This is a genomic window from Wenyingzhuangia sp. IMCC45533 (assembly GCF_054111225.1).
In genome coordinates this window covers 1,600,162-1,614,187 of sequence record NZ_CM134197.1, presented here as the reverse complement: position 1 = coordinate 1,614,187, position 14,026 = coordinate 1,600,162, and the positions used below count along the sequence as shown (strand labels likewise).

Annotated in this window: 14 protein-coding genes; 8 read left to right on the top strand and 6 right to left on the bottom strand. The window is 33.6% G+C overall.

Annotated elements, in window-relative coordinates:
* Positions 1-32 precede the first annotated feature (32 nt).
* The 3 genes from ACXGQW_RS07020 to ACXGQW_RS07010 are packed head-to-tail and all read right to left on the bottom strand — an operon-like array spanning position 33 to position 2,475.
* Entirely contained in the window at positions 33-461 is a 429-nt protein-coding gene (locus ACXGQW_RS07020) for a DUF1330 domain-containing protein (RefSeq protein WP_457821408.1), read from the bottom strand.
* 24 nt (positions 462-485) lie between these two features.
* Entirely contained in the window at positions 486-1,895 is a 1,410-nt protein-coding gene (locus ACXGQW_RS07015; RefSeq protein WP_457821406.1) for a PAS domain-containing sensor histidine kinase, read from the bottom strand.
* Positions 1,896-1,899: 4 nt separating this feature from the next.
* On the bottom strand, positions 1,900-2,475 hold the full coding sequence (locus ACXGQW_RS07010; RefSeq protein ID WP_457821404.1) for a DUF4202 domain-containing protein: 576 nt from the start codon (positions 2,473-2,475) through the stop codon (positions 1,900-1,902).
* A gap of 186 nt (positions 2,476-2,661) precedes the next feature.
* Between ACXGQW_RS07010 and ACXGQW_RS07005 the strand changes: the two genes are divergently transcribed.
* The 3 genes from ACXGQW_RS07005 (at position 2,662) to ACXGQW_RS06995 (ending at position 5,240) form a co-directional block, all read left to right on the top strand.
* A complete protein-coding gene (locus tag ACXGQW_RS07005) occupies positions 2,662-3,327 on the top strand; it encodes a response regulator transcription factor (protein WP_457821402.1) in 666 nt (221 codons plus the stop codon).
* Between the two features lie 43 nt (positions 3,328-3,370).
* Positions 3,371-4,909 carry a YifB family Mg chelatase-like AAA ATPase gene (locus ACXGQW_RS07000; protein ID WP_457821400.1) on the top strand — a complete coding sequence of 513 codons (1,539 nt, stop codon included), beginning with the start codon at positions 3,371-3,373 and terminating at the stop codon, positions 4,907-4,909.
* Positions 4,910-4,979: 70 nt separating this feature from the next.
* The gene (locus tag ACXGQW_RS06995) at positions 4,980-5,240 is read left to right on the top strand and encodes a hypothetical protein (RefSeq protein WP_457821399.1); all 261 of its coding nucleotides are present in this window, start codon (positions 4,980-4,982) and stop codon (positions 5,238-5,240) included.
* 76 nt (positions 5,241-5,316) lie between these two features.
* Here ACXGQW_RS06995 and tig read toward each other — a convergent pair whose 3' ends face one another.
* The 3 genes from tig to ACXGQW_RS06980 all read right to left on the bottom strand — a co-directional run bounded on the left by tig (position 5,317) and on the right by ACXGQW_RS06980 (position 8,400).
* Entirely contained in the window at positions 5,317-6,636 is a 1,320-nt protein-coding gene (gene tig / locus ACXGQW_RS06990; protein ID WP_457821397.1) for a trigger factor, read from the bottom strand.
* Between the two features lie 272 nt (positions 6,637-6,908).
* The gene (locus ACXGQW_RS06985) at positions 6,909-7,673 is read right to left on the bottom strand and encodes an alpha/beta fold hydrolase (RefSeq protein ID WP_457821395.1); all 765 of its coding nucleotides are present in this window, start codon (positions 7,671-7,673) and stop codon (positions 6,909-6,911) included.
* 1 nt (position 7,674) lies between these two features.
* The gene (locus ACXGQW_RS06980; RefSeq protein WP_457821393.1) at positions 7,675-8,400 is read right to left on the bottom strand and encodes a pyridoxine 5'-phosphate synthase; all 726 of its coding nucleotides are present in this window, start codon (positions 8,398-8,400) and stop codon (positions 7,675-7,677) included.
* 74 nt (positions 8,401-8,474) lie between these two features.
* On the opposite strand from ACXGQW_RS06980, the gene ACXGQW_RS06975 reads away from it, so the two are divergent.
* From ACXGQW_RS06975 to bamA, 5 genes are all read left to right on the top strand, one after another.
* Positions 8,475-9,134: a CBS domain-containing protein gene (locus tag ACXGQW_RS06975; protein ID WP_457821391.1), complete on the top strand. Its 660-nt coding sequence runs from the start codon at positions 8,475-8,477 to the stop codon at positions 9,132-9,134.
* Positions 9,135-9,158: 24 nt separating this feature from the next.
* On the top strand, positions 9,159-10,067 hold the full coding sequence (locus ACXGQW_RS06970; RefSeq protein WP_457821389.1) for an NAD kinase: 909 nt from the start codon (positions 9,159-9,161) through the stop codon (positions 10,065-10,067).
* Between the two features lie 76 nt (positions 10,068-10,143).
* Positions 10,144-10,746 carry a DUF6089 family protein gene (locus tag ACXGQW_RS06965; RefSeq protein WP_457821387.1) on the top strand — a complete coding sequence of 201 codons (603 nt, stop codon included), beginning with the start codon at positions 10,144-10,146 and terminating at the stop codon, positions 10,744-10,746.
* Entirely contained in the window at positions 10,747-11,508 is a 762-nt protein-coding gene (locus ACXGQW_RS06960; RefSeq protein ID WP_457821385.1) for an isoprenyl transferase, read from the top strand.
* On the top strand, positions 11,492-14,020 hold the full coding sequence (gene bamA / locus ACXGQW_RS06955) for an outer membrane protein assembly factor BamA (protein WP_457821383.1): 2,529 nt from the start codon (positions 11,492-11,494) through the stop codon (positions 14,018-14,020). Before ACXGQW_RS06960 ends, bamA begins: the two co-directional genes overlap by 17 nt.
* The last annotated feature ends 6 nt before the right edge of the window (positions 14,021-14,026 follow it).

The following is a 14,026-nucleotide window of genomic DNA, read 5'->3' as shown; positions in this document are numbered from 1 at the left end:
AATAAGAAAAAGCCCTCTCTTTTATAGAAACTTTAGATTTCACTTTTAAATTCTGTGGAAGGTAACAATCGGGAATCCTCTAATCCAGCAGTTCTATGTCCTGCATTTTTCAGATAATTTTCACTTTGTGCCAGTTCCATAAAATCTTTAACGGATTTATGCTCGGCTACCAGAATCGCATCCCATTTTTCAGATTCGGGTCCAATTAAAAAACTATTGCTTTTTCCGTAATAAATTATTTTACTCCCTGCCTTTTTTAGTTCGGGAAGCGTCTTTTGTAGATAATAATTATATGCTTCTTCTCCGCTATTTACCTCATCAGGTTTGGTTTGTTCTAAGTTTGAATATTCTGCCCTTTCTCTAAACTTTAATAAATTCAGCATCACTACTTTTCCTTTATCATGAAAATTATGATAAAAATTTTGTCCAGACTCAGGTGTTGCACTTAAATACTTTGTCATAAACTTTCTACTTTATTTAAAAAACTAATCTAAGGGTACCACGATATGAACGGTAGTTCCTTTGTTTTTTTTGGAAGATATTCTAAGTTCTCCTCCAATGTAATCTATTCTTTCTTTCATGAATCGTAAGCCGTTTCCAGTTCCTTTAAAAGTATCGGATGAAGCCTTGGGGTCAAAGCCTGCACCTTCATCTACTACTTTAATTTTTAGGTAAGAGTCTGTATGGTCTAAAGTGATTAAAATATAATCGGAATCTGAATATTTTAAAGCGTTGTTTACAGCTTCTTGAACTACTCGGTAAATGTTTACCTCCACATTATTATTTAATCTAATATCAAATTCTGATAGATTTTCATAAAGCACATTAACCCCTGTAAAACTACCTACCATGTTACTCATTTTTCTAATGGCTGGAGCAATTCCATGATCCGTCAATTCTGGTGGAGCCAGACTAAATGTTACCGCCCTTACATCTTGAATTAACTGACCAAAAACCTCCTTTAGAGACTCTAAACTTTCTTCGGCTTTTTCTTTGTTAGAAAAATCAATACTATCAATATTAAAGCGCAAAGCAGTTAGCATTTGTCCAATTCCATCGTGTATATCCTTAGCAATACGCATACGCTCATCTTCCTGTGCAGTCATAATTTGTTGAGACAAATCTTTTTGAGACTGTACCTCAGCCACAAACTTATCTCTGTTAACTCGCTGCATTTCCATTCCCGCATTTTTACGTTTGGTAATATCGTGACAAACAATTAGTCTTCTCTTGGAGTTTTTTAAATTCTCCATATTGATAATAGACATCTCAATCCAAAAAATTTCTCCCCTGTGATTGGTCAACCTCAATTCCTTGTTAACCAGTTCTCCCGTTGCTGTACTTAGTACTTTTCTTATTTTATGATGTTGATTGTGTTTGTAGGTTAAAACTTCTTCAAATTTTCTAAAGGTCAAGTCTTCTCTGTGACCCAAATAATTCTCAAATTTTTTACTGATATAAGCAATTCTATTTTCATCCGTAATGGTGGCATACAAAACGGCATTATTTACAGCAAAATTTAATTCTCTAAACCGCAGTAGCGTATTTTCTCTAGAAGATAAGGGTCTATCAGAATTGTGTACATTGTTTTTAATGGCTAACAAGTCTGTAATTAAATCCAAATAAGTAATGTAGGTAGGTCTAATGAGCTTGAATAAAATCCAACCCAAATACCCCAATACAAACACAGAAATAATCCCTAAATTAATCTTTAGTTGCTTAATATCGTCTTGAGTCATTAATACCGTATTCTCTTCTGATAGCTGATTCTGAATAATATAACTCATCACCACTACTCCTGTAAACAACAGAAAGAAGGCACCAGATATTTTAGATCTTCTTTTTTGTAAAATAGATCTTTCGCTGTCTGATAAATACGTGTCTAATAATCCCATAATACTATGCTAATGCTTTTTTGATTAGTTCTAAACCAGTATCGGAAAACGGCAACTCCAACACTGCTTTGTGACCAGACTCAGACATTTTTCCCCATGTTTTTTGAACGATGTCAACAATTTTTTCTTCTGTGTGTTTTGCTGCAAAGGCATCAAAATAATATTCCAAAAACACCAAGCAAATTACATCTTCTAAGGCTTGAGTCAATTCATTTTTTTTAAGTTGCTTTTTTAGCAACATAAATTTTACTTCTTCAATTACTTCTTTATCGTAACCAACAGTCAATAATATTTCTTCTGCTTTGGTTGCGTGTAATTTTTTCAGTTCATTTCTCCATTTTAAATACCCAACTCTATCCATAGGAAAAGAATTTCTCGGAATTTCCCATCTCCCAATATGTTGGCATCTAGCAGCCAGTTTTAAAGATTCTGGAGCGTTGGGCATAAAAGCATCCAAACGTTCAGACATTCTAATTCCATAAATATATTCTTTGGCATAAACAACCCCTTCGTACTCTTCTTTATTAGGGTCTTGTTGATTTACCTCATCCATTAACGTAATTGCCTTTTGGAATTTCATCTTTAACTATTTTATGTTTGTTTTACTAACAAAGTTCGTTAAAAACCAACAAAATACCTCTCGATTTAAAAAGTATTAGTGTACGCTGAAAAAAATTACGTAGATTTTCTTATGTATTTACGTAATTTCGTTGTAATTTTACGTAATACCGTATTAAGTATCGACCTTAAATATTTTAAATGTCCTATGAGCAAAATTAACATTTTATTAGTAGATGACCATTTACTTGTAAGAAATGGATTGCGTTCTTTATTAGAAAGTGAACCTAATTTTACTGTAATTGGTGAAGGTACTAATGGACAAGAAGGTGTTGATTTGACTTTAGAACTTAAACCTGATATTTTAATTATTGACGTTCGTATGCCTATTATGAACGGTATTGAAGCGGTTGCTAAATTGACAGAATTGCAGACTGCTACCAAATCGATTATTTTATCCATGCACGACTCTGAGGAGTACATTTTAAAAGCTATTTCTGCAGGTGCAAGTGGATATTTATTGAAAGACACTAACAAAGACGAATTTGTAAAAGCTATTAGCAACGTACACAATGGTGGAAAGTATTTTAGTGGTGATACCACGGATGCTATTGTTAAAAGTTTAATTAATGGGACCGCTACTCCAAAATCGGCACCAATAAGCTCTACCAACGCTATTATTTCTAAGCTGACGAAAAAGGAATCTGAAATATTGGAATTTATCCTACACGGATACACCAATATTGAAATCTCTGAAAAGCTAGGAAAAAGTAAACGTACCATTGAAACTCACAGATTTAACCTAATGAAAAAATTAGATGTTAAAAATCTAGTGGAGTTGTCTAAAAAAGCCCAAGAATTAGGCTTTAAATAAAACCTATAATTTTATTAACTTAAGCAAGAAAAAAAAACTTGCTATGTTAAAAAAAGTATACGCTGCCACCTGCTATGGTGTGGATGCTACTATTATTACTATTGAAGTTAATATTGATAAAGGAATAGGTTATCATTTAGTCGGTCTTCCAGATAACGCGATTAAAGAAAGTAATTATAGAATTCTAGCTGCCTTAAAAAATAACAATCTACGTTTTCCTGGTAAAAAGATTACCATCAATATGGCTCCTGCAGATATTAGAAAAGAAGGAACTGCTTACGACATCTCTTTGACCATTGGAATACTTGCTGCTTCTGAACAAATAGCCTCCGAAAAATTAGAAGATTATATAGTGATGGGAGAACTTTCTTTGGACGGGAGTCTATTGCCTATCAAAGGAGTTTTACCCATAGCAATTGAAGCCAAAAAACAAGGATTCAAAGGGATTCTTTTACCAGAGGCTAATGCTAAAGAAGCTGCGCTTATTGATGATTTTTATGTTTACGGCATGAAAAATATTGATGAAGTGGTTGCGTTCTTAAATGACGATAGCAACGCACAGCCTTTGTTATTTGATACTCAAAAGTATTTAAATCAGCTCGACCAAAGTCACAATTACGATTTTATGGATGTAAAAGGACAAGAATCCGTAAAAAGGGCTTTAGAAATTGCTGCTGCGGGCGGACACAACATTTTGCTAATTGGACCTCCTGGTTCTGGAAAAACCATGCTTGCAAAAAGAATTCCTAGTATACTACCTTCCATGTCCTTAAATGAAGCTATAGAAACCACTAAAATTCATTCTGTGGCAGGAAACACTAAAAATAAAGAGTCGTTAATTTTAGAGCGTCCTTTTAGGTCTCCACATCATACGGTTTCAGATGTAGCCTTGGTAGGAGGAGGTCAGTATCCTCAGCCTGGAGAAATTTCTTTAGCCCACAACGGAGTATTGTTTTTAGATGAGTTACCCGAATTTAAAAGGAGTGTTTTAGAGGTCATGAGACAGCCTTTAGAGGACAGAGAAGTGACCATTTCCAGAGCTAAATTTACCATTACCTACCCTAGTAGTTTTATGCTAATTGCGAGTATGAATCCGTCACCTAGTGGTGACTTTATTTCAGAGGACAACAAAATTCAATCTTCTGCCACAGAAGTAAAAAAGTATCTCAATAAAATTTCGGGTCCTTTGCTCGATAGAATAGATTTGCATATTGAAGTAAATCCTGTACCGTTTGACAAACTAAGTAATGAAACACCTTCAGAAAAAAGTAAAGATATTAAAGAAAGGGTTCAATCAGCCAGAAACATTCAAACCAAGAGATTTGAAGAAAACAACACCGTCCATTACAATGCACAAATGGATGTAAAGCAACTAAAAAAGTACTGCAAACTACACAAAGAAACACTGGCGATTTTAAAGAAAGCAATGGAGTCTTTAAACTTGTCCGCTAGAGCTTACGACCGTATTCTAAAGGTAAGCAGAACTATTGCGGATTTGGATAATTCCAAAAATATTGAATCTAGACACATCGCAGAAGCTATACAGTACAGAAGTTTAGACAGAGAACATTGGATGAGCTAAAAATGCTTGACAAAACAATTGATTTTTCTTAAATTAGAAAGAATCAAATACGAATTTAAAACCTAACGATATGCTTCCATTTAGAACAGAAATAAGAAACAACCCGAAAAGACAAACGATTAAAATTTACATGAACGATACTTCGTGCGACGTTGAATGTAAAGAACTTTTAAATGACATTGGCGGAATTGAATTTATAGAAATTCAGGAATCTGTAAGCAGAAACCGGGTTGAGGAAAACCTGACTGTATTTGTTAAAGACGATGCCGATGTAAATAGAGTAAAAGAGCTGATTGAAAACAAACTGGACAGCCACTTTGCTTACGACTAAAATGGCTGTTATGTAGGCATAAAAAAAGCGTTCTCATTTGTTTGAGAACGCTTTTTAATTTGATAAGAATCGAAGTCTATTGATAAACTTCTTTTACAAATTCTTCGTAAGAAACTTCTTTTTCATCAAAAGAAATTTTCTCTTTATATAAGTTTAACATTTTGTTGCTAATTAGCTGAGATTGTAATCTTTTAGCCTCTTCTTGATTTTGTAAAACCTTCATAGCAATTTCTTCTAACTCTTTATCTTCTGGGTTGTTTTGTCCGTACTGAGCCATTTGTTGCTTAATAAATCCGATAGCGTAATCTTTCAACTCTTGGAAATCAACTTTAACATCATTTTCTGCCATCACCTTACCTTCAATTAATTGGTAACGCAATCCTTTTTCAGATTTTTCGTATTCAGCAGTAGCAGCTTCCTCCGATAAAGGTTGTTCTCCTGCAGTACCTAACCACTTAATTAAAAATTCTTTTGGCAAATCAAATGAAGTATTTTCAATCAATTTTTCGGTAACTGCGTTTAATAAATGCTGATCTGCTTGTTGTGCAAACTGAGCTTCTGCATCTTCTTTAATTTTAGATCTTAACTCCTCTTCAGAAGAAACCACTCCTTCTCCAAAGATTTTGTCAAAAAACTCCTGATTGATTTCAGCAGCTTCTGTGTAGTTAATTGCCTCAATAGTAAAAGTTAAAGGCACCTCTAAACCTTCTGCTTTATCTGCTTCTAAACCTAAAGATTGAGCTAATTTAGCTTGCTCGTTAAATAAGTTTTTAGTTTTTAATTCTAAAACATCACCAACTTTAGAACCTATAAACTTTTTAGCATTTAATTTTCCTTTAATATCTTCTAAAGTAACAGTTGCTTTTGCCTCTATTCCTTCTTCTTCATTTTTAAAAGTTCCTTCAATAGAAGAGTTTTCAGCAACTTCATCTTGATCTACTTTGTTTCCTAATCGAGTTTGTAAGTTTTCAACTTCTTTATCAATTAAATCGTTTTTAGCAACAATATTAAATTTTGTAACTTTTTCAGAAGCTAAATCAACATCAAACTGAGGAGCCAACCCTATTTCAAACTCAAAAGAAAAGTCTTCAGCATCCCAGTTAAAGTTTTCATTTGTTTTAGGTAATGGATTTCCTAAAATATCTAACTTTTCTTCTGTTAAGTAATTGTTTAAAGATTCTTGTAATAATTTATTAACCTCGTCAACCATTACAGATTTTCCGTATTGCTTTTTTACCAACTTCATTGGTACTTGTCCTGGTCTAAATCCTGGAATATTTGCTTTTTTACGATAATCTTTTAATACAGAAGTCACTTTATCTTGATAATCTTCTGCTGTAATATCAACTTTAACTACTGCATTTAATGCATCGATATTCTCTTTAGTAATGTTCATTTTGACTATTTTATTTAAAATCTCTAAAAAATTGGGTGCAAAAATACGATTTTTTTGTTAAGCCGCAAAAGGTATAAATAATTGTTGCTCAACACTTTTAATTTACTAGTGATATCAATTTGAGAGATTCGTTATTCGTACAGAAGAACTCATCAAACTTAATTCCAGTTACCGTGAACTCGATTTAAGGTAACATCTCAACCCATTTATTTATGAGGATAAGATTTCATATAAAGGCACGGAATGTAATAAATCTCTTAATTAGCACACAACTATTTGATAAATCGAATTAATTTTTCGTAAAACTCAGTGGGGTTTTCTGCATGGAGCCAGTGTCCCGCGTTTGAAATCGTTTCTACTTCTGCTTTCTCAAAATGTGCTTTGATCAAACTAATATCATTATCTGTAACGTAGTTTGATTTTTGCCCTCTTAAAAACAAGGTTTCTCCACCATAAGTTGTAAAAGATGGAAGTGCTTGTCCTACTTCGGGATTATTTTCGGTTAGGCTCTCTAAGTTAAATCGGAAAGCCATTTCGGTTTTAGTTTTTCTATACACATTCTTAAGCAAGAACTGCCTTACTCCTTCTTCAGCAATGGTTTGCTTCAAAATATCATCTACCTCAGTTCTGAGCGTTAACTGAGAAAAGTCTACACTATTTAAAGCATCAATAATGGTATGATGATGTGGTTCGTAGTGCTTTGGAGCAATATCCGCAATCACCAATTTTTCTACCATCTCTGGATATTTTACCGCAAACAACATGGCTGTTTTTCCTCCCATGGAGTGTCCTAGAACAATAGCTTTGCTAATTTCTTTGACTTCAAAATAGTTTTTCAAATCTTCCGCCATCAATTCGTAGTTAAATTCGTCGGAATGAAAACTACGACCATGATTACGTTGATCTATAATATGAACTTCAAAATCTTCTGATAGCTCGTTAGCATGAGATTTCCAGTTATCTCCCATTCCAAAGTATCCATGAAGAATAACTAACGGAAAACCAGTTCCTACAATTTTACTGTGTAACAATTCCATACTAATGAATATCTTGTAATTTGTATAAATACATACTTACCACGTTTTGCAAACCGTAATATAGGGCTTCAGAAATTAAAGCATGACCGATGGACACCTCATCTAAAAAAGGAATATTTCTAGCAAAAAAATTGATGTTTTTCAAGCTTAAATCATGACCCGCATTTACCCCCATTCCTAGTTGTTTGGCCAATTCTGCTGCTGCCACATACTCCTTAATCACTCCCGTGTTTCCTTTTTTATATTCTACAGCGTATTTTTCTGTGTATAACTCAACTCTATCCGCTCCAGTAGTGGCAGCAGCTTCTATTAAACTAGGGCTTCCTGTGTCTATAAAAATAGAAGTTCTAATACCTGCCTCTTTAAATTCCGCAATTACCTCTTTTAAAAATACTTGGTTTTTAATGGTATCCCAACCTGCATCAGAAGTAATATTATCCAACCCATCTGGCACCAACGTTACTTGCGCAGGCTTTGTTTCTAAAACTAGTTTCTTAAACTTTGGAATAGGATTTCCTTCTATATTTAATTCCGTTGCAATGCTTCCCTTTAAATCAAAAGCATCTTGATAGCGAATATGACGTTCGTCTGGTCTAGGATGGATAGTGATTCCTTGTCCTCCAAACTCCTCAATATCTTTGGCAACTTGAACCAAATTGGGCACATCTCCTCCTCTTGAGTTTCTTAATGTTGCTATTTTGTTTACATTAACGCTTAATATCGCCATATTCTGTATTTTTATGATTGCAAAAATATTCAAAATAGAACTAACAATTAAGAAATTTAATTAATTTGAGGGTTATGGAACTTATAGACTACATTTCTACAGATCATATTACGGTTAAACCAAACAATTCTGTGTTGCAAACATTAAGTGTTTTTGATGAAATTAATTATACACATCTACCTATAATTAAACATCAAAAATTGGTAGGAAACGTTGCCAAAGAAGATTTATCTTGTGTTGACGATCCTTCAAAAACTTTGGATGAATTAGAATACATACACAGTTTCTTTTTTGCCAAAGAGGATGATACTCTGTTAGAGTTATTTTCCAATTTTGCCATTAACAATACCAATATTCTTCCTATTGTTAATCTACAGCATAATTACGTGGGGTACATAGATTTGAATGATATGTTAGACTGTTTTGCAGACACTCCTTTTTTAAACACGGAGGGGAACATCATTTTATTAGAAAAAAACACAACGGCCTACTCTATGTCAGAGGTTTGCCAAATTGTAGAATCTAATGATAATAGTGTTTTAGGGTGCTTTCTATTTCATCAAACCGATGAAAAAACTCAGATTACTTTAAAAGTAAAATCTGTAAACATCAACGAATTGGTGCAGTCTTTTAGACGATATGACTACACCATCTTAAATAACTTAACCGAAGATTCTTATCTAGAGGATTTAAAAAAACGATCAGAATACTTTATTAAATATTTAAACATTTAACTTCGCAATTCTAAAACACAACAGATGAAAAAAGTGGCCATTTTTGGACAAGTTTACAAAGACTCTCACGAGAAATATCTTTCAACTTTAGTAAACACGTTAAATAAAGCGAAGGCTTCTATCTTTATTTACAAAAATTATGCTTTATCAGTACAAAAAACAGGGCTTACTTTTATTGATACTTTAGAGATTTATGACGGAAGTACAGAGCTAGATACTTCTTTTGATGCGCTTATTACTTTAGGAGGTGATGGTACTATACTTAGAGCCTTTAATCAAATAAAAGACTTAAATATTCCTATACTGGGAATTAATTTGGGAAGACTGGGTTTTTTGGCTACAATTCAGAAAAATGAGATTCCAGAAGCCATTAACTCATTTTTAAATAGTGAATACACCATTGATGAGCGTGTGATGCTAAAGGTACAAAGCAATGAAAACAGTACTACTTTTAAAGACATGGGTTATGCTTTAAATGATTTGACCATTGCGAAAAAAGATACCACTTCTATGATTGGTGTAGATGCTTATTTGAACAATCAATACTTAACTACTTATTGGGCAGATGGTTTAATTATCTCTACTCCTACAGGCTCCACTGGATATTCTTTAAGCTGTCAAGGACCTGTAATTATGCCTAACACCGATAACTTTTTAATTACTCCCGTAGCTCCACACAATTTAAATGCGAGACCTATTGTAATCTCTAACAATACTTCTATTAGGCTAAAGGTATTAAGAAGAGAGGATCAGTTTTTGGCCTCTTTAGACTCTAGTGTAACTACTATGGATGTTAAAACGGAGTTGATTGTGACCAAAGCAGATTTTACAGCAAAAATTATCACTTTAAAAGATCAAGATTTTATAAATACGTTGAGAGATAAGTTATTATGGGGACAGGATACTAGGAACAAATTTGCCTCTAAACAATAATTAAGGTGTATTCTTAGTTATTAAAAGAGTACTTTTAAGGTTTGTTTAATATATTTGCCCAGTTTTATTCATGAGTATGAGAAAGTTAGTATATATTCTTTTAATTATGTTTTCTAGCATCGGTTTTTCTCAGGTATACGAAGCAGGAGTTTCGTACAACCTAGGACAAATTGTTGGTGAAAACAACAGTTCGTTTTCTTTAGTAGCACCTAACCTTGGTTTTGTAATTAAAAAAAACATGAACCCTAGAATAGCCTATCGCATCGCTGCCAATTACATCAACACCAATACTTCTGATTATACAGAAGTGTCTGCAGGTATAGATTTTAGCTTTACAGAATACAATTTGGTGAGACCTGGAAAATTTAGAAAAGGGGCTCCTTATGTTATTTTTGAAATAGCAGGATTGTTTTACGACAATAATGAGAACAACGATTTTGCTTTGGCTCTTCCGTTAGGGATTGGTTACAAAAAAGCAATTTCTAAAAACTTGGTAGGGTCGATTGAAGCTAAAGGAAGAATTGCTTTAACAGATCAGTTGGACAATCCTCACGATAGAGAACTGCCAAATTACGTCAACAGAAACAACACTACTTTAGATGCTTATTACTATCTTGGCCTTTCTTTATATTACACCTTTGGTTGGCCAAGAGGGAGTAAAAATCAAACTAGATTTTAAATGAATTTGTTAGAGCAAATTAAACAAAATAAAGTACCCAAACACATTGCTATTATTATGGATGGTAACGGTAGATGGGCAAAAAAACAAGGAATGGCTAGAATTTTTGGTCATAGAAATGCCTTAACATCGGTAAGAGAAGCCGTTATGGGAGCTTCTGAAGTAGGTACGGAAGCAGTAACTTTATATGCTTTTTCTACTGAAAACTGGAACAGACCTAAGTTAGAAGTAGATGCGTTAATGACTTTGTTAACTAAATCTTTAAAAAAAGAAGTTCCTGAATTTCAGAAAAACGGAGTTAAAGTAAATGCTATTGGTCGATTGACCGACTTACCTAAAAATGCTTACCAAACTTTAAAGGATGTAATTGATGCTACTAAAAATAACTCTAAAATAACGTTAACCTTTTCTTTGAGTTACGGAAGTAGAGAAGAAATTACCAACGGTGTTAAGAAAATTGCAGAGCAAGTGTCAAATGGCTCTCTTAACGTTGAAGAAATTACCGAAGCCACTATCCAACAAAACTTATACACCCATAATTTACCAGATGTAGATTTAATGATTCGCACAAGCGGAGAACAAAGAATCAGCAATTATTTGCTTTGGCAAATTGCTTATGCAGAATTATACTTTACCAATACTCTTTGGCCCGATTTTAGAAGAGAGGATTTGCACAAAGCGATATACGAATATCAAACTAGAGAAAGAAGGTTTGGAAAGACCAGCGAACAATTAGAAGGAGAACATGAGCAAACAATTTAATAGATACTTTTTTTTACTTACTTTATTTATCACCAACCTTCTATTTTGTCAGAGTACTCAACCAGACTTAACTACTGCCAAAAAATATATTTTAGGTGGAATTTCTGTAACTGGTACCAATCAATTTTCTGAACAATCTGTTATTTCTTTTTCTGGTTTAAAAAACGGTCAAGAAATTAAAATCCCCGGAGATAAACTTACTAGTGCGATCAAAAAATTACACAAGACTGATAAGTTTAGTGATGTAGAAGTTTATGCTACCAAAATTGATGGAAATGCTATTTATTTAGAAATTGCTATCAAAGAATTACCTCAGCTTAACAAAATTACATTTTTAGGGGTTAGCAAATCAAAAGCTAAAAAATTTAGAGAAGATACCGGCTTGAGTAAAGGTAAAATGTTAACTGAAAACTTAATTACCTCTACAAAAAATTACATTGAACAGTTTTATATTGACAAGGGTTATTTAAAAGCTTCTGTTAAAATTACCACACAAGTTAACGCAACAAATGCCAATCAAAAAGATGCTATTGTTAGGATTGACAAAGGTGATTTGGTTAAAATAAAACAAATAGTAATTACCGGTAACCAACAGCTATCTGATAAAGATGTTCGCAAAGCTTTGAAAGATACCAAACGTAAATTTTGGGGAAGGTTCTGGAAAAGATCCAAATACGTAGAAGAGGCTTTTGAAGAAGACAAAAAGAACTTAATTGAAAAGTACAGACATAAAGGTTTTAGAGATGCCCGAATTTTGTCTAATAGTATCAGTTGGAATGAAAACAGCAATACTATCAATCTCCATATCAACTTAGAAGAAGGTAAAAAATACTTTTACAAAGACATTCTTTTCCTAGGAAACGAGAGTTATAAAACAGAGGAGCTTCAGAGAATACTAAAAATTCAAAAAGGAGATGTTTACGATTCCAAAGCGTTGGAAGAGCGTGTTAAAGGAGATGGAGGTCCAGACTCAGAAGACATATCCACGCTGTACCAAAACAACGGTTTTCTTTTCTCTCAAATTAATTTGGTAGAGACCAAAGTTGAAAACGATTCCATTACTGTAGAAATTAGAATTCGAGAAGATGAAAAAGCTACGATTAGACACGTCTCAGTGGTGGGTAACGATAGAACAAATGACCACGTAATTTTTAGAGAATTACGAACAAGACCAGGGGAACTGTATAGTAAGGATAAAATTATCCGTTCCATTAGAGAACTAGGACAAATGGGATTCTTTAACGCAGAAAACATCACTCCTGATTTAAAGCCTAATTACGCTGATAAAACGGTAGATATTGAATATAGTTTGGAAGAAAAAGGTTCTAGTCAAATAGAACTACAGGGAGGATACGGAGGAGGATCTTTTATTGGTACTTTAGGTTTATCCTTTAATAATTTTTCCGTTAGAAATATCTTAAAAAAAGAAGAATACAAGCCTTTGCCTTTAGGGGATGGACAGCAATTGGCACTTAGGCTACAAGCTAGTAGATTTAACACCTCTAGCAGTATTTCTTTTACTGAGCCGTGGTTGGGAGGTAAAAAGCCTAGATCTTTTACTTTCTCAATCTACAACCAAAAACAATTTGGATTTGGAGGAAATGGTCTTGGAAATAGATCCTTTAACCGTGTTGATAAGAGCCAACAGCTAAACATTTTTGGAGCATCTGTGGGAATTGGTGAAAGACTAAAATGGCCAGATGATTATTTTTCTTTATCACAAGCAATTAGTTACAGACGATACAAAGTAGAAGATTTTAACTTTGGATCTGCCATTAGTTTTACGAATAATAGAGGGGTTTCTCACAACTTATCTTACAACGTAACTTTAAAACGTAATTCTGCCGGGCCTAGTTTAATATTCCCAAGATATGGTTCTACATTTACAGTAGAAGGTAAATTTACCCCTCCATACTCTCTTTTAAGCGATAAAGAATACAACACCAATAACGAAAGGTTTGAATTATTAGAATACTATAAACTTAACCTAAAAGGTCAATGGTACACAGCCTTGGTAGACAAGTTTGTGCTTTATACCAACGCTCAATTTGGTTATTTGGGTAGTTACAGCGATAAAAAAGGAGAAGTTCCATTTGAAAGATATTTTGTAGGGGGTGATGGACTAAATACCAATAGTTTTGACGGTAGAGAGGTAATTGGTTTGAGAGGATACCCCAACGGTTCTTTGTCCCAGTTTAACACCACTAATTCACAACAAGCTTTTGGAGCTACTGTGTACGATAAATTTTCGATGGAAGTACGTTACCCAATTACTTTAAAACCTGCAGCTTCTATTTATGCTTTAGGATTTGTAGAGGCAGGAAATGCCTATGAAAACTTTAGCACTTTTAATCCCTTCGATGTAAAAAAATCTGCTGGATTTGGAATTCGTATATTCATGCCAGCATTCGGGTTATTAGGGATTGATTTTGGACACGGATTTGATAACATTCCTGGACAAGTGGGTAAAGCAGGATGGGATACTCACTTTATAATAGGACAACAATTTTAAAAATGG